The sequence below is a fragment of the Methylobacterium sp. WL120 genome (assembly GCF_008039465.1).
Classification (GTDB): domain Bacteria; phylum Pseudomonadota; class Alphaproteobacteria; order Rhizobiales; family Beijerinckiaceae; genus Methylobacterium; species Methylobacterium cerastii.
Window position 1 is genome coordinate 1 of the sequence record NZ_VRUT01000111.1, and the last position, 16,281, is coordinate 16,281.

General features: G+C 63.2%; 10 protein-coding genes and 5 pseudogenes. 9 read left to right on the plus strand and 6 right to left on the minus strand.

The genetic code is table 11. The annotated features are described in order from the left end of the window. The 5 genes and pseudogenes from FV229_RS18675 to FV229_RS18695 all read left to right on the plus strand — a co-directional run. Nucleotides 1–576 (plus strand): annotated as a pseudogene (locus FV229_RS18675) (hypothetical protein); the annotation flags it as partial. 7 nt (nt 577–583) lie between these two features. Then, nucleotides 584–3,712 carry a virulence factor SrfB gene (locus FV229_RS18680; protein WP_147753403.1) on the plus strand — a complete coding sequence of 1,043 codons (3,129 nt, stop codon included), beginning with the start codon at nt 584–586 and terminating at the stop codon, nt 3,710–3,712. Nucleotides 3,713–3,734: 22 nt separating this feature from the next. After that, the gene (locus FV229_RS18685; RefSeq protein WP_147753404.1) at nt 3,735–6,320 is read left to right on the plus strand and encodes a virulence factor SrfC family protein; all 2,586 of its coding nucleotides are present in this window, start codon (nt 3,735–3,737) and stop codon (nt 6,318–6,320) included. Between the two features lie 6 nt (nt 6,321–6,326). Further along, nucleotides 6,327–7,355, plus strand: coding sequence for a hypothetical protein (locus FV229_RS18690; protein WP_147753405.1), 1,029 nt, complete (start codon nt 6,327–6,329; stop codon nt 7,353–7,355). A 2-nt stretch (nt 7,356–7,357) separates the two neighbouring features. Continuing rightward, nucleotides 7,358–8,866 (plus strand): hypothetical protein, encoded by a 1,509-nt coding sequence (locus tag FV229_RS18695; protein WP_147753406.1) that lies wholly within the window; start codon nt 7,358–7,360, stop codon nt 8,864–8,866. A 61-nt stretch (nt 8,867–8,927) separates the two neighbouring features. On the opposite strand, the gene FV229_RS18700 is transcribed toward FV229_RS18695, so the two are convergent. Next, nucleotides 8,928–10,472, minus strand: coding sequence for a hypothetical protein (locus FV229_RS18700; RefSeq protein ID WP_147753407.1), 1,545 nt, complete (start codon nt 10,470–10,472; stop codon nt 8,928–8,930). A gap of 565 nt (nt 10,473–11,037) precedes the next feature. Here FV229_RS18700 and FV229_RS18705 point away from each other — a divergent pair. Next, the gene (locus FV229_RS18705; protein ID WP_147753408.1) at nt 11,038–11,349 is read left to right on the plus strand and encodes a hypothetical protein; all 312 of its coding nucleotides are present in this window, start codon (nt 11,038–11,040) and stop codon (nt 11,347–11,349) included. A 72-nt stretch (nt 11,350–11,421) separates the two neighbouring features. Further along, a pseudogene (locus FV229_RS18710) lies at nt 11,422–11,841 on the plus strand (transposase); the annotation flags it as partial. 16 nt (nt 11,842–11,857) lie between these two features. On the opposite strand, the gene FV229_RS18715 reads toward FV229_RS18710, so the two are convergent. After that, nucleotides 11,858–12,918, minus strand: a protein-coding gene (locus FV229_RS18715) for an IS630 family transposase (RefSeq protein ID WP_187275193.1) whose coding sequence is annotated in 2 segments (ribosomal slippage) — nt 11,858–12,426 and nt 12,426–12,918 — 1,062 coding nt in all. Because the reading frame shifts where the segments join, the coding sequence is not laid out codon by codon here. A gap of 77 nt (nt 12,919–12,995) precedes the next feature. Here FV229_RS18715 and FV229_RS18720 point away from each other — a divergent pair. Continuing rightward, nucleotides 12,996–13,928 (plus strand): annotated as a pseudogene (locus tag FV229_RS18720) (IS1380 family transposase); the annotation flags it as partial. A 308-nt stretch (nt 13,929–14,236) separates the two neighbouring features. Here the strand turns inward: FV229_RS18720 and FV229_RS18725 are convergent. Next, a pseudogene (locus FV229_RS18725) lies at nt 14,237–14,467 on the minus strand (transposase); the annotation flags it as partial. Between the two features lie 114 nt (nt 14,468–14,581). Here FV229_RS18725 and FV229_RS18730 point away from each other — a divergent pair. Then, nucleotides 14,582–14,782, plus strand: coding sequence for a hypothetical protein (locus FV229_RS18730; protein WP_147753410.1), 201 nt, complete (start codon nt 14,582–14,584; stop codon nt 14,780–14,782). Between the two features lie 349 nt (nt 14,783–15,131). Here FV229_RS18730 and FV229_RS18735 read toward each other — a convergent pair whose 3' ends face one another. From FV229_RS18735 to FV229_RS18745, 3 genes and pseudogenes are all read right to left on the minus strand, one after another. Then, nucleotides 15,132–15,461: a hypothetical protein gene (locus tag FV229_RS18735; protein WP_147753411.1), complete on the minus strand. Its 330-nt coding sequence runs from the start codon at nt 15,459–15,461 to the stop codon at nt 15,132–15,134. Between the two features lie 428 nt (nt 15,462–15,889). After that, a pseudogene (locus tag FV229_RS18740) lies at nt 15,890–16,078 on the minus strand (ISL3 family transposase); the annotation flags it as partial. 31 nt (nt 16,079–16,109) lie between these two features. Further along, nucleotides 16,110–16,281 (minus strand): transposase (locus FV229_RS18745; protein ID WP_147753412.1); only part of this gene is annotated, 172 nt, incomplete at its 5' end.

A 16,281-nucleotide genomic window follows, 5' to 3' on the forward strand; every position in this document is an offset into this window, starting at 1 on the left:
CCGCCGTCCCCGGTGCCCCCGCCCAACGAAGAGGTCTGCTCGCCGGTGGAACTGCCCACGACCGCCAATCGCGGGGAACTGGAACTTGACTTGAAGTGGGCCGGCGCCTCGGATCTAGATCTCTCGCTTGTCTGCCCAGACGGCACCGAGGTCAGTTACAACGCAAAGCTCGGCTGCGGCGCCACCTTCGACTTCGATGTGAACGCTACATCCGTCTCACCGTCGCCCGTCGAGCACATCATCTGGACCGATCTCGCCCAGGCTCCGCCCGGCCGATATACGGCCGTGGTGACGCCCTATGCCAAGAAGGGCCCCAACATCCCGCGGCTCCCCTTCGACGTCTACCTCACCTACCGGGGACGTGTGATCGACCATCGGTCCAAGACTGCCACGAAGTTCGGAAGCAGCGAGGGGATAAGGATATTCACCTTCAACCTCCCGCTTGCGGAGCGCGCGCCCGAGGCAGTGCCCGTCACCGAGGGACGCACCCCCTCGGGGCAGCCCTGCCGCGTCGGCGGTGCCGGCGGAGCGTCGACTGATGGGGCACCGGCTCCCGCGCCCGGCCAGAAGCACTGAGGAGCGAATGTTCGCCAAGCTGATTGATCCATCGACCGCCGCCGTGCGTCTGACGCCACATAGCGGCGTGCAGTTCCTCACCTACGCCCTACGCGCCGAGGAGGCCGGACGCATGTCCCGGCGCTTCATCGAGCGCCCGGTGGAAAGCGCGCCGCCCGTCAACGGCAAAATTCCCTATCAGCTCATCCCGGCATGGGACGAGAACGACCCGCGCAACGGCATCGAGGAAAGCGCTCGGCCGAACGACAAGGAATATACCGTCTCTGAGCGCGCGGCCCTTGAAATTTTTATGGAGAAGTGGGTGCCGCTGCCCATGCTCCGGGTGAAGATCGACCCAGACGGTCGCGCGGAGTTCGACCTCGGCCCTACTAACTGGGCTCGTGCGCGGATCGTCGAGATCGTCGATCGGGCGCCCGAGGATCCTGTCAGTCACTACGTGACCTTCGCCTTTGACACGGAGCTACGCGACCGGCGCGCCAACCGCCCCTATACCTCACCCTGCCCGGAAGATGCCGAAACCGAACATGAGTTCCGGTTCGCGTACAAGTATCGCGAAATCGCTTGGTATCTCGGCGCGGCCCTCGGCGGCGAAGACGGCGAGGCGCTGTCGCAGTTCCAGAAATGGGTGCCGGCCTGGCTTCTGGAGATGTTCCGTGAGTTCAAGCAAGCACAGCGGCCCGGCCGCCCCCTGCGGGAGAACGAGGACGACCCGGTCCTCGAACATATCGCCCGCTACCTCGTCTTCCTCGAATACCTGTCCCAGACCATCGAACCCAGGGTCGTGCGGATGCTGGACACGGTATCGGACGCGCCCGTCATCCAGCCAATCGCCGTCGATCTGATCCTCGACGTGGGCAACAGCCGCACCTGCGGCATCTGCATCGAATCGCGACCGAACGATAACCGAGTCGACCTCAACAACTCCTTCGTGATGCATCTGCGCGATTTAAGTGAGCCGGAACGAGTCTATTCGGACCCCTTCGAGAGCCATGTCGAGCTCGCGCAGGCCCGATTCGGCCGCGATCACCTCTCGGTCCATTCGGGCGTGAGCCGCGCTTTCTTCTGGCCGAGCCCCGTTCGTGTTGGACCGGAAGCGGCACGCTTCCGGCAATCAGCCCACGGCAATGAGGTTGTCACTGGCTTGTCGAGTCCGAAGCGCTATCTCTGCGATACCGGTGCTTTGCAACAGGAATGGCGCTTCGCGGAGCGCGACTACGACCCCTACGACACTGGACGGAAGTCGAGCCCGCTTATCGACAAGGCAATCCGGCAATTTGTCAACAGCCGCGGCGACGTCATCGAGCAGCTGGAATACGACCGGCGAAAATACAACCTTAAGGTCCGTAGCGACGACAGGGTCGGAGCGCAGCACCTGTCGTTCTCACGCTCTTCCTTCTTTACGTTCATGGTCGCTGAAATCATCTGGCAGGCCGTCGTGATGATCAATGATCCGGCAGTGCGCGAGGACCGGGCCCCCCGCGACGCGCCGCGGCGGCTGCGGCGGATCATCCTCACTCTTCCCCCCGCCATGCCGGTACAGGAACAGCGTCTCCTGCGTTCACGGGCGGAAGGGGCGGTCAAATTGATCTGGAAGCTAATGGGATGGTGGGAAAAGCCGCCGCGTGGAGTCTTCCCGCCAGCCGTGCATGTCGCCTGGGACGAGGCCAGTTGCGTCCAGTTAGTCTACCTCTACGGCGAGATCACGCAGAAGCTTGGTGGCTCGATCCGCGGATTTATGGATCTGATCGGCAGGCCGCGACGCTTCGCCGAACCAGAGAAGCTACCGGCGCCGGATGCCAAAGAGGAGCGTTCCGTCCGGATCGCCTCCATCGACATCGGCGGTGGCACCACCGACCTAATGATCACGACCTATTATCAAGAAGCCAACACTCTCCTACGGCCGGTCCAAAACTTCCGCGAGGGATTCCGCATCGCCGGCGACGATCTGCTAAAGCAGGTGATCGAACGGCTCGTGCTGCCGCCCATTGAGACCCACCTGCGTGAGGCTGGGATGGTGGATCCTCGCCGCCTGCTGAATGAGCTGTTCGGTGGCGACCGGGCCAACATGTCGGAATTGGAGAAGCATAAGCGCCGACAGTTCGTGCGCCGAGTACTGGAGCCGATCGGCCTCGCCATGCTAGGCGACGCCGCCGAACACTCAATGATCGAGGAGCAGGCGAGCACCCAGCGCAGCTTCGCGGACTTCTTTCCAACCCCGGCGGGGCGGAAGAAGGAAAGCGGCATGCCTGCCAAGGCTCTCCTCGACTTCATCGAAGCTCCGGCCCACGCCGCCGGAGCCCTGAATGTCAAACTCGCCGACTGCGTTTTCGTCAGCGACTTTAAAGTGATTCGCCAAGCCGTAAACGCGGTGCTCGGCGATGTCTTCGACAATCTCTGCGAGTTGGTCCACGAGTTCGATCCGGACGTCGTCCTGCTGACCGGGCGCCCCTCGCGGTTGCCCGCCGTCGTCGACCTGCTGGCGAACCGGCTCGCGGTTACGCCCGATCGGGTAGTGCCGATGCATCTCTATCAGGCGGGCAACTGGTACCCGTTCCGCGACCGGGACAACCGACGGATCGGTGATCCCAAGACCACAACGGTGGTGGGAGCGATGCTCTGCGCGCTGGCGGAAAACCAGCAGCTCACCAACTTCGCCCTGGAAACAGGACGGATGGGATTGCGCTCAACCGCCAAATACATTGGCAAGCTCGACGGCAACAATCGGATCGAGAGCGGAGATGTATACTTTAACGATCTCGATCTCGATGCCAAGGGTGCGGCCGGTCAGGAGGCGACCTTCCGCTACTATGCGCGGATGCGGATCGGCTACCGTCAGTTGCCGTTGGAGCGCTGGATCGCCACGCCGCTTTACCGCCTTCGGCTCCATGCGGGCATCGACAACGCACAATTCCGCACGCCCATCGCTGTTACGATCCAGCGTCGCGAGGGCGACCGACCCGACGAGGATCAACCCGACGCGTTGATCCAAACAGAATCAATGAAGGAGGACTTTGAGATCGCCAACGCGATGGACCTATCCGGCAAGGATGTGAAACCTAAAATGGATTTCTCCCTCGACACCATGGATCGCGAGCAGGGCTACTGGCTCGACACCGGCGTACTCGCGGTAGGATGATGGGCGTGGGGAAATAGCAAACGTGACTTCGGAAACCCTCATCGCGGCCTGCAAGTCCGTCGCGTCCCTGAGCCGCGAGGCCGAGGCGTGGCTCGACGACGCCCGTAACGTCGAGCGGATTGGCCCGGAGCGCGCCATCCTCGCGCGCTCGGTGCGCAAGCTCGGCATCAAGGCGCAACGTTTGGAAGCGGCCGCCGGCCGTTCCATGAGCGTGGCAGTGTTCGGCCCGAGCCAGGTCGGTAAGTCCTATCTCGTCAGCGTCATCGCGAGCCCGGAGGGTGGAGCGGCGCTGGAAGCACGCTTCGACGGACTCGATCCGATCGACTTCCTTCAGAACATCAATCCAGCCGGCGAGAAGGAATCGACCGGCCTGGTGACCCGCTTTACGACGCAGAAGCTTGCGAAGCCGACGCCCTCGGGCTTCCCGGTCTCGCTGCGGCTCCTGAGCGAACTCGACATCGTTAAAATTCTCGGAAACACTTATTTCAATGAGGGCGATCAGACTAAAGAGGACGTTCCCTCAGCTGAGGACTTGCAGAAAACGGTCGAGTCACTGTCGGCGGTCGCGCGGTTCAACAGCGGGCTGACGGTCGACGACATCATCGACCTGCAGGATTACTTTCAGAAGCACTTTGTCGGCAACCGGCTAATCGACATTGTCTCAAACTACTGGAAGGACGTCGAGCGCCTTGCACCGAAGCTTGATCTCGAAGGCCGAGCCAAACTATTCGAATGGCTTTGGGGACGGCACGAGAAATTCACTTGGCTCTACAAAGCACTGACGTTGGCGGTCGAGCGCCTTGGTCGCGCTTCCGAAGCCTACGCGCCGATCGGGGCCCTTCTGCCCCGTGAGAACAGCGTCATTGACGTCGCGACACTAGGCAAGCTCGGACTCCAGGACGAGGCGTCGATCGAATTGCAGAACGCGGCAGGCGGCAAGATCCCGCTGCCCCGCGCGCTGGCGACCGCGCTGATCGCTGAGCTTCGCATCGAGATGGCGCAACAGCCGCGGGCGATGTTCGCGCATACCGACCTGCTCGACTTCCCCGGCGCCCGCAGTCGGCAGAAGTTCCACCTTGCTTCCTACCTCGCGGAAAACGAGTCGGGCCTGAAGGAAACGTTCCTGCGCGGCAAGGTTGCCTACCTCTTCGACCGCTACGTGGCCGAGCAAGAGCTGACCGCAATGATGCTTTGCGTGCGCCCCTCCGCGCAGGAAGTCGTTACGCTACCGGATATGATCGACGAATGGATCGGCGACACTCATGGTCGCACTCCGCAGGCGCGCCTCGGCAGCCCGGTTGGGCTATTCTTCGTGCTGACGTGGTTCGACACCCATTTCATCGACAAGGCGGGCGACACGGCCTCGCCCTCCGGGCGGTTTAGGGCCCGCATGGAGGCCTCGCTGCTCGGCTTTTTCGGCAAGGCACACAGCTGGCCGCACGAATGGACGCCCGGGAAGCCCTTTTCGAACTCCTACTGGTTCCGTAACCCGAACTACCCGGCCCCCTCGATCATCCGCTACGACGGCCGACGCGAGGTCGAGATCCTGCCTGAGGTGAAACTGCGCATCGACGAGCTGCGGGAGGGGTTCCTCTCAATCCCCGAGGCGGAGCGCCACTTCGCCGAACCGGCCCGTGCCTTTGACGAGGGGCTAAGGCTCAACGACGGCGGCGCAGGATACATCGTCGAGAACCTGGAATTCGTCTGCCGTCCGGACCTGAAGGAAAAGCAGGTCATGTCGGCCCTGTCGGAGGTTGGCCGTGACATCGTCGCCCTGATCGAGCGGTTTCACGTTCCCCTCGACGTAGGCACTCGGCTCACCGCCCGCCGCGAGGTGGCCGGAAGGGTATTCGATACCCTCGAAGTGGCGATCAACCAGGGGACCTTTGCTACCTTCCTGCGCCTCCTAATGGTCGACACGACCGAAATGTCGGAGCTGATCTACTCCGCCCTTCGCGCGGGCTTCTCGACGCCGGACGGAGCCGCGGCCCGGTTCTCTGTTTCCGGTGTAATCCGTCCCGGAGCTGCCCGCGCCCAACGGGTCGAGGCACCGGTGCGGCAGCGGGTGGAGCATCAGCTCGCCCAGCACGCCATCGACGCCTTCATCGCCCGCCTCCGCCGCCTCGCGGAGAGCGAGATCGTCTCGCGCACCACACACGTGCCGCGAGAGGAGACCAAGGAGATCGTCGACGAGATCATCGGGCTCGTGCGCCGAACAAAGCTGCAGGAAAAGCTCGCCGAGCGCATCGCCGAGCATGTCAGTGGCTCGCATCCAGAGCCAGAGAACGCCGCCCGCATCGCGCTAGTGGCCTGCGCTGAGATCAATCGCGTCGTTGGGGACCTTGGCTACGGCAAGGCCCCGGCCGACCGGCGGCCGGACATCGACGGGGCGTCGAAAGCGTTCGAGCCTCGCTCGGTCGCCTTCGACGCGAAAGGCCTCGGCGCGCAGGCGAAACCGTTCGCGAGCCAGTACGCGAGCGCTTGGTTCGCCGGCTTCTACAAAATTGTTGAGGACAACGCGACGAGCTCCGAGGGCATCCAGGTCGACCTTGGGCAGAACGACAGGCTCAAGGCAGTCATCGACGGGCTGCGGGCGGAGGCAAAGTAGCGGCGCATGGCTCTGAGGGTGTGGGAAGACGACGATAGCATTGGCTACGCGCGGATCGACCTTGGCCGGCGGGTGCCAACTCCCGTCCGGCTGTCGTTCCAGCGCGTTGAGGAAGAGCCACGCCACCTCGGCAAGGAAGGCTGGCAGCCGGAGATTGCTTGGCTCGAACTCCACGATGTCGAGACGAACAGCGAGACGAGCATCGCCCGCGTCGGCCCGATGGTGGTGAGTCGGATCGGCGAGTTCGAGCGGATCGAGATCTTTGTGGACAGCGTCGGTGAACTCGGCATCGTCAGTTGGCCCGAAATGGCCCGCCCGGCAGTCGATCTCATTTATGGGCGAGAGTTGTGGAGCGCGCGCCCAGCGACCGCCATCATGGCCGCCGAGCCGCTCCCGCCGCCAGTTGCGCCGCTCAAGCCGGAACACACGCTGACCGCTCCGCCGGCGTGGCCGTCCGAGCCAAAAGGCGACTCGCCTCCGCCGAAGGTGCGGTCGCGTCTGCCGCTTTGGCTCGGCTTTGCTGTCTTCGCGGGAGTCTGCATGGCGGCGTCCGTGCAGCTCAGCGGCACCGCCGATCTCTGTGGGATGGCAGGCATCGCTGGCTGCCCGCGCGGCGGCACCCGCGTGGTACACTCTCCAAGCCCCGCGCAGACGCCGGTATTCTCCGAAGCTGACGCCAAGGGGCAGCTGAACGCGTTAATCAACGGCTCCGCCACGGACTCGCAGTTCGTCGAGATGGGCCGGAAGACCCTCGCTGCGGGCTACCCCGTGATCGCCCTCCGAGCCTTCGAACAAGTCGTCGATCCGAAGCAGAACGAAGAGGCCGCCTTCCAGATTGCGCGAATCTTCGATCCGCTCGTGACCGATGCGGTGTACGCATCTGTGCACAACCGCCGCCCAGAGCGCGCATCGCCCTATTACAGCTACTGTAAGCGGACCTCCTCCCGTTGCGCAGAAGCCTTGAACCGACTCTGCGGCGCTAATCCCGACCTCAAGCGCGCGAACGCAAAATTTGCCGACGAGTGCAGGAACTGATCATGACCGGTGGATCGCGAAAGACGGCGGCGGGTGCGGGCGCGATCCTCCTTGCGGTCACCTTTATGGCCACTTCGACCGCGGTGCTCGCAGCCGACGCGACGATCCGCGAGCCTGTAGCCCGCGCGACCGGAGTGCCGAACCGGGTTGGCATCCTCATCGTCGGCGACAATCCGGCGCAATTCGCCCGCGCTGCCCGGGCAAGCGAGGATGCGGCAGCGATCGGCAGGCGGCTGAACGAGCTCGGTTTTACGACCGTTACGGTCAGCTCGGCCAACCGTCCCGATCTGGACCGCCAACTCCGCGAGGCCGCCGGCAAGATCGGAACGGGCGACGACGTAGCGGTCTTCGCTCTCGGTCGGTTTGTCTCGGCGGCCGAGGAGGTGTGGATCGTGCCCGGTGATGCGCCGTCGGAGGTCGAGACACAGCCCGGCTCGCTCCCTACCGAAGCGCTGCGCTTCAGTGACACCCTTCGACGGGTTTCCCGGCAAGGGCCGCGCACTTTGTCGGTAATCGTGGACGAATGTGTCCCCATCGCCAACGAGGCTTGCGCGATCAACCCTGTCGCCAGGGCAGCAAGCGCCGCCGCCGATGTCGGCATCGTCGCCACGAGCCGCATCACCGCCCCTCAAGGCGACGGGCGCCCCTTGGCGTGGCGGCCATCGGGCGGTGACGCGATCCTGAAGGCCATGACGATCGAGGGCGCCGACTTCCTGAGCTTCTACGAGCGACTCAAGAAGGAATTCGTCGGCGGCAACCTGACCGTGACGCCGACGCTCGCTCTGTCGAACACCTTCGAATTTTGGCCGTCAAACCTGCTCGATCGGATGCAGACCCCCTGTAACGAGGTTGATCCTACATTTACAATTGAACAGGTCCGCATGACCGATACCGACGCACTCATCCAGAGCTGCCGCAAGGCGACAGAGACGTGGTCATTCGCCGAGACCTTCAAGAAGAAATTCGGGATCGCCGTCGAGCAGGCCACACTAAAGGCGATCCCAAGGGACTGCGCCAACCTTCAGATGGCCCGTGGCTTCCTCACCGCCTACCCGGCGAGCCGCTGGCGAGGGCCGATCGAATCTCAGATCTCGGAGTGCGACGCTAGAGACGAGTCGAAGCACCGCGCTGAGCGCCAACAGGCCGTTATCCGCGTGACCTCCGAGATCGAGCGGCTGGTTCAGTCCAACGCCGCGGCGAGCGAACTCCGAGCGGCCGGCCTCGCAGCCCTCAAAGCCGATGCCGGCCCGGCTGCTTTCCGCGCTTTCGATGAAATCGACTGGCGCACTGATGAGGAGGCTTCGTGGCGCATGGGCCAGTTCTACGATCCAACCGTGGGGGACAAGGTCCTACGGACCGCAGTGCCGCGGCCCGACGCAGCTCGGGCTGGTTCGTACTACAGCGCGTGGCGCGAACGCTCACCACGTCAGAGCGACGCCCTCAACAAACTTTGCCGCGAGCAGCGGGACGTTCAGGCGAGGGACACGAGATTTCGAGAGTTCTGCCAATAGGGTGAGCTCGATGCGGGACCAAGGTGCGGGCCGCCTTTTCGGCTAACAGGACGCTCAGACGTCAGTTCGCGCAGGTCACGCGGTAAAAGTCGTTCTGCGGCGGCATCATGGAACGCCAGATCTTTAATACCTCGGCCTCGTAGACACTGGCCTGCGCAGGTGGAAAACGGCCTCCGACATGGAGAAATTGGTTTCGGCTGGTGAGGCGTGTAGTGACGATGTCGATGCTCGTCACCTCCTGCACGGGCTGGTTGGGAAGTTTTATGCCGCGACTTTTGAGAGCCCAGCCATAATAGCCCAATGGCGGCGTGGTTGAGGCCTCGGAATAGGTCACAGAGACGGACCGTTTCCCGACCTTGCCGAACCGGAGATAATTCTCTGGGGTCACGCACTGCACGTTCGCCAGGACCTGCACGTAGATGACAACGGTCGCGCCAAGGTCACGCGAGTGGAAAACGGTGCTGACCTGTGTCTTCGGCGCCTCGTCGACGTCGTGTCCGTCCGGCGACACGTACAGAAGCATACTGTCGTAATCGTAGCTCCAGCCAGTCTGACTGACGAAGCGGGTGCGGCTCGGAGCCAAAGTGGGGGCTGGCCTATTGCAGGCCGCCACACGCCGTTCGAACTCGGCTTCGAAGGTCCGAAAGGGGTAGGCGCTCCGATAACGGTCGGCCGCCGCTTGGAACGTCGGGCCGCACGGCTCATCGGTCTCCGCGAAAGCCAACTGCTCCCGGGCGTGAAGATTGGCGGTCGCGAAGTGCCGCGCGTTATCAAACCTTTGCTCGTCGATGTGGCAGGCAGAGACCCGCGCGCGCGCGTCCGAGAGAGACAGCACCCCCTCGCCGAGGTTGTTGCAGGGCGTGTCGAGCGTCGAGAAGTAGCGGGCGGGCGCGAAGGCGAAAGACGTCGAGATCTCCGGCGAGCGCCTCAGCGAGAAGACACCGCGTTCGACGGAAGCCCCTAGCCGGGCGAAGAGACCCGAGAAGACGAGCCCCTCGTCGCTCATGAGGCCAGTCAAGGTCCGGGCGAAGCTGGCCTCATGGTCGGACTCTGTCTCCCCGGCTTGGGCCGAGATCAGGCTCACGCCCTCCGCGCCTGGCATCCGCGCGAGGGAGCACGACTCCCGGGGATCGTCGAGGCGTTGGCAGTTGGTGACAATGCCGACGAACTGCGACGGTCGGCTCTTTTTGAGCGTCCTGAGTATGAGTCCGAAGGACAAGGCCTCGGTCGGCAAGGCCGTTGAATCGGCAATGGCGTTTGGGGACGAATCCTCGGGTAGGATAAAGATGTCGCTCTCGTCGCGGGCATAGGTCCGCCCCACGACGAAAAGCGCGACTTCGGAGCCGGCGGGTAGATTAGAGAGGTCGCGGATCGCAGCGTCGGCATCGAAGCGCCGCGATGGGCCGATCGTAGTGAGGATAAATCCTAGCTGCCGAAGTTTCCTCACGTAGAGATCTGCAGTTGCGGTCGCACCGGATAGGGCGGGTCCCGGCGCGACGAGAACGGCGTAGCGGCGGCCATAGACGGTGCTACGAGCCATCGGCTCGTGGACAGCCTTGCCCGGAGCGAGGGCCTGCGCCTCCGAAAGGATGACGGAAGCCGCCATCAGCACGGCGCCCGCGCGGAGCGTGAACCACGCGCCGACTTTCAGTCTTGCCAGCCAACGGCCGCACAGACTAGCTGCCCCCCTGAACACCATACCGTCAGCACTCAATGCCCGCTGCCACTATCTGGCCCGCCCGACGCGGCCCGTCCGCCGCGCATTCCGGCGATAGATGCGAGTGTCTCGCCGCCGCAGCTTGCAAGGTGAACTGTAGACGCAGAAACCACAAGCAGGACCCTGGAGGTCATAAACATGATCCGGCTTGGCCGCCGTGGCGAAACTACGGAGGGTATTTCGCTATTTAGGCGAGTGTCACGACAAGATGTCAATAAATTATAGCGTTGGCGATTTCAGCTGTCACAGAAATCTCTCTGTCTGAAAGTTGGCTGAGCGATTCACGGCCGTACAGCCTTCGTAAGTTGGAGAAGAGAATGCACGATAGGGCCAGCCGCGGCGGAGAGGGCAGCCGCACCGGGTGTGTCGCGCGGCCCTTGCGAGCGTTACCGGTCCGCGCCGCGGCAGCCTTCGTCCCGGCCACCTTTAGCGGTGTGCAGGACGGATGGACGGCATGGCCGGAGTTCTGACGGTCACTAGCGTCGCGGGGCTGGAATTGGTCGACCATCGCCTCACCACGCAGTACGGGGCCATGATGGCTCAGATCCGTCAACGGCTGTCGCCTGATCACGCATTTCTCTTCGCGCGACCGGAACCTGCCCTCGAGGCCGAGCGCTTGGCGTGGTTCACAACGGTGATCGGCCTGTTCGAGGCTGAGGTGATCCATCGAGGCGGGCCGTGGCGATCCTTCGAGGCAGTGGAATACGCCACCCTAGCCCGTCTTATTCATGAGGACGGTGGATCTGGAGTGGCGAGCGTAGCGTAAAGCATTGATCTGGCTTAGGGATTGGGTGCTGACGCCAAGCCCCCAGACCAGATCGAGCCCGCCACGCCTGCCATATTCGATCCTACGGGTCTCCCGTTCGCGTTTCCATCCGTGCGGGGCAAGAAGCTCACAGCCGCCTTCGATGGCGGACGCCTGACCTCGGACGGTGGCGTCATGCTGCTCGCCCAGGCTGCCCGTCGATTGGGCGTTGCCGAGAAGCTCGCGACCGTGATCCCGGATCGACGCGATCCGAGCCGGGTCGTGAACCCGCTGCCCGAGATCCTGCTTGCCCGCATCCTGGCGATTGCCTGTGGTTACGAGGATGGCGACGACCTCGACCATCTGCGGGCCGACCCCGCCTTCAAGCTCGCCTGCGGGCGGCTGCCCGAGAGCGGTGCGGACCTGATGAGCCAGCCCACCGTCTCGCGGATGGAGAACACCCCCGTCCTGCGCGATCTGATCCGCCTCGGGCGAGTGCTGATCGACCTCTACTACCAACCGGCATTGATCATAACCGATAGGCCCACTGGCGCAGTCCTATGGACATGATGAGCCAGGGTTGGGCGACGAAGCGTTTCCAGGCGTCGCAACACCGATCGAGGATGTCGTCGTAGGAGGTGAAGATCCGGTCGCCGAGCCAGTTGTCGCGCAGGAATTGCCAGACATTCTCGACCGGATTGAGTTCCGGTGCGCAGGCCGGCAGCGTGAGCAGGGTGATGTTGTCGGGCACGACGAGGTCGTGTGCGATGTGCCATCCGGCGCCGTCGAGGATCAGCACGGCATGGGCGCCGGGATCGACGATGCGGCTGATCTCCTTCAGATGCTCGTTCATGGCGGAGGTGTCGCAACGGGGCATGACGAGACCGGCGCCCTTGCCTTTCTCGGGGCAGATCGCCCCGAAGATGTAGGCATGGGCGGTCCGCTGGTCCTTTGGGGCCGAGGGCCGGCTTCCGCGGCGTGCCCAGCGACGCGGCAGGGTGTTCTTCTGGCCGACACGGGCTTCGTCCTGCCACCAGACCTCGATGGCCGTGCCGGCTGGCAAGCCTGCGCGGATCGCGTTCACCGCGAAGGGCAGACTTTTTTAAACGCCACCAGGGCGGCCGGATCCGGCTCGTGATGGCGCGGGCGGGCCGAGAGTTTGCGAAAGCCGAGGTGCTTGACCGTGCGTCCCACCGTGCTTTCGTCCAGGCTGACGCCGAAGCTGGCGTAGATCCATCCGGCCAGATCCTTCAGCCGCCAGCGTACGACCCCGTGCCGATCCGGGTCCGGCCCGCTCTCGACGATCCGCGCCAGCGCCTGGCGCTGCGTCTCGTTCAGCTTGGGACGGTTGCCGGGTGCCTTGCCGTCGATCAGGCCGACCGGTCCTTCGGCGTTGAAGGCCAAAACCCAGTCGCGCACCGTCTGCAGGCTCACCGCCCCGATCCGGGCGGCGTCCGTGCGGCTGCCGCCATCGTAAATCTCGGCCAACGCCAGCAGACGGCGGCCCTGACCCGCATCCCGGCCGGCCCTGGCCAGCCTCCGCAGATCATCGGCCGTGAAATCCTGCCGCAACGCCACCGCAGCCGACATGGCAAACCCTCCCGGTTCGCCTCGTCGAATCAGATCCGCCCACGCAACGAAACCCCGTGAGTCACCCTCAGCGTCGATTGGTATACTGCGCCAGCTACGCCGTGCCGCCAGCCGCCGTCACCCTGGACATCGACGACACCTGCGACGTGGTGCACGGCCAGCAGCAGCTGTCGCTGTTCAACGCCCACCACGACGCGCGCTGCTTTTTGCCGATCCACGTCTACGACACCGCCACCAGCCGTCCCGTCGCGATGATCCTGCGGTCGGGTAAGACACCCTCGGGTCGCGAGGTCCGCGGCCATCTGCGCCGGCTCGTCCGGGCGATCCGCCGTCACTGGCCGACGACCGCGATCACCATTCGCGGCGACGGCCATTACGGGCGGCCCGAGGCGATGGACTGGTGCGAGGACAACGGCGTCAGCTACGTCTTCGGCCTGACCGGCACCAAAGCGCTCGCCGCCAAGGTCGAGCCGACCGCCGACCATATCCGGGTGGTGCGGGCCATCGGCGACAAGGATGGGGTGCGCGGCTTTGCCGAGACCACCCACGCCGCCAAGTCCTGGCGGCAGAAACGCCGTGTCGCCGCTCGCATAGAGGCCACCCGCCTCGGCCTCGACATCCGCTACGTGGTCACGAACATCGCGACCGGCACGCCGACATGGCTCTACGCCGAACTGTACTGCGCCCGCGGCCAGGCCGAGAACCTGATCAAGCTGCACAAGGGCCAGCTCGCTTCCGACCGCACCTCCTGCCGGCACCCGGCCGCCAACCAGATGCGACTCGTCCTGCACACCGCGGCCTACTGGCTGATGCTCACCGTGCGCGACGCCATCCCGACCACGCATCGCCTCGCCAAGGCCGAGTTCACGACGATCCGCCTCCGGCTGCTCAAGCTCGGCGCTCGGATCCGCGAGACCACTGCCCGCGTCCGGCTCGCCTTCGCCGCGGCGTGTCCAGAAGCCGACCTGCTGCGCCACCTCGCGACCGTACTTGCTCCGGCGCCGGCCTGAACCACCGGGCCGTGACGCCCCGACGAACCCAAGCCCCTCCCTCTAGCGCCGATAAAACGATCCGAATCCAGACGCGTCAGACCAGACGCGGAATCCCGCTCGCCGTCAGCCCAGAAACCACCGTCCGCAAGCGTCCAATGAATGAGACGGGCTAGAATGGGTTGATTGGTTCAATCACCGCCGGCTGCTCGAACCGATCGGCAACATGCCTCCCGCCGAGGCGGAAGCGCGCTATCATACCCAGGCAGAGGTCCAAGCCTTGGCCGCCTGACTCAAACCAAACGGCCTCCGGGAAACCCGGGGCGGTTCACTGTGCTGCGGGCCGGCATATCCGTGGGCAGGGCCCGCCACTGACAGCCCGTGCTCAGCACGTCGATCAAGGCGTCCACCACGGCCCACATCTCGATCGTGCGCTTGTTCCCGCCCCGTTTGGCCGGCGGGATCAACGGCGCAATCAGCCCCCATTCCGCGTCCGTCAGGTCGCTCGCGTAGCGCAAGGCGCTCCGGTCGTAGCGAACACGGCTCTCGGTCGTCCACATCAGCAAAGGCCTTTCTCAGCCCTCGCTTGATTCACAACCTGCTCAAACTGCACAACCTGTTGCCGAACAGACACTAAGGCCAACTCCATAGTAGGCAAATGTCGCGCTCTTGCAATGCTCGCGGAGCCGAGAGCAGGCGGCGTTTGCGACCGAGCTCTTGAAGAGCATTCCACAAGTGCATATGCGAATTTTGGAAAAGGGCTGGTTGACGCAGCAAAGGGCAACGACGAAACCGCGCTGACGCGCTTCAACGTCGCGATGAAAAGTGATCCTTATTTCTCCGAGGCGATTGTCGCGCGAGAACAGGTGTACTAGCGAAAGGGTGACCTTACGGGCGCACGGGAGGAATACGACCGCGCCATCGAGCGGCATCCCAAACGTGCCTCACGCTATCTCGCACGCGCCGGACTACTCGAAACGAAGGGTCAAGGCGAAGAGGCCAAACAGGCTTTAACGAAAGTAATCCAGGTGCAGCCCCGCCTGCCCCAGTCCCATACGCGATGGCAGTCTATCACGAACGCCGAAACGAGACGGCCGGAGCGGTCGCAAGCTACAAGCAGGCGCTCGCACTAGACCCGGACAATCAAGATGCGAAATCAGTGCTCGTGAAACTTCGTATTCCGCGAGCACCCTGACAGTTCAGTATGTTTGTGCTATCGTCATTTCAATCCTGCCGATCTCTAAAGCAATTGTAGATCTGAATAATTGGATGGTTGAAACCGCTTGACTGACGCACCATCGCCACATTAGTTGATTTTATCGCAAAGGATATGGAAGTGAAGATTTTTTTATTTACGACGGCTGTAGCGATATTCATTAATATGGATGAAAGCTCAGCAAGTGAAATAAGGTTCAAAAGAATCGAACTTTTGGAGTCCAATGGAATCTCAACAACCATTCGAGTTTTTAAAGGACGAAAAATATTCCTTTCGAGCCGAGGGGAGGACTCAGACTGCCACAGTTCTGGAATTGAAGCTGCCTTAAATGTCGCCACCTATTATACGGTCCGCTGCAAACACAGTCCCAAGGGAGACGAAGGCATGAAGGGTAGATCTTACGCGACATATGATGGGCGCACCGTCAGAATTGATACTCGGAGCGAACAAAAAAACAAAGTTTATTTTACGCATTCATGGAATATAAAAGTCACCAGCGACAGCTGCAGTGGCGGCGTTCACATCGAAAGTACGTTCGGAACATTTGATAAATCAATTGCTGAATGCAAGGTCTTCTACTAAAGAATCTTCTCTGATTTTTGGAATGGGTCCGCCCTCATTGAAGTGGCTCATCATCGAGTTTGGTGGAGGGAGCAGCTTGACGGCTGGCCGGTGGCGAAGGTCGGCCCCTAGACGCAGATCGGGGCATGACCATGCTCTGCTCTTGGGATTGCCCCTGATTTGTGGTTCTCGCAGTTTGCGTGGATTACCCAGCGAGGAGGACACGCCGTCGGAGCAGGGGGAGGCTTGCGCGTCCGTACATGGTCCGCTTGAGCATCTTCAGCCTGCTGATCTGGCCCTCCGCCTGACCGTTGCTCCACGACGTCGTCAATGCGGCGCGCACCGCCGTTCCGTCCCGCTCCAGGCCAAACGCGAACGTCTTGATGGCCGGTATGTCACTGAGAGCCTGTTTGAGGCGGTTTCATTTAGGCTGGGTTGTTGAGGGCGTTGGCGGCCATCAGGCTGGCGACGCAGGCGAGGCGACCCGTTGCGACGTCAAGGCGACCGGCGCGCTCGCGGTGTAGGCCGGCCCAATGGCTGAGCCAGCCGAAGGTCCTCTCTACGACCCAGCGCCGCTCCAAGACGACGAAGCCCTTC

What these genes read in the sequence shown, in the direction of transcription:
- FV229_RS18705 (WP_147753408.1), top strand. Translation starts at nt 11,038, where the DNA reads ATGGCCGGAGTTCTGACGGTCACTAGCGTCGCGGGGCTGGAATTGGTC.
- FV229_RS18700 (WP_147753407.1), bottom strand. Translation starts at nt 10,472, where the DNA reads ATGGCGGCTTCCGTCATCCTTTCGGAGGCGCAGGCCCTCGCTCCGGGC.
- FV229_RS18680 (WP_147753403.1), top strand. Translation starts at nt 584, where the DNA reads ATGTTCGCCAAGCTGATTGATCCATCGACCGCCGCCGTGCGTCTGACG.
- FV229_RS18690 (WP_147753405.1), top strand. Translation starts at nt 6,327, where the DNA reads ATGGCTCTGAGGGTGTGGGAAGACGACGATAGCATTGGCTACGCGCGG.
- FV229_RS18730 (WP_147753410.1), top strand. Translation starts at nt 14,582, where the DNA reads ATGCTCGCGGAGCCGAGAGCAGGCGGCGTTTGCGACCGAGCTCTTGAA.
- FV229_RS18695 (WP_147753406.1), top strand. Translation starts at nt 7,358, where the DNA reads ATGACCGGTGGATCGCGAAAGACGGCGGCGGGTGCGGGCGCGATCCTC.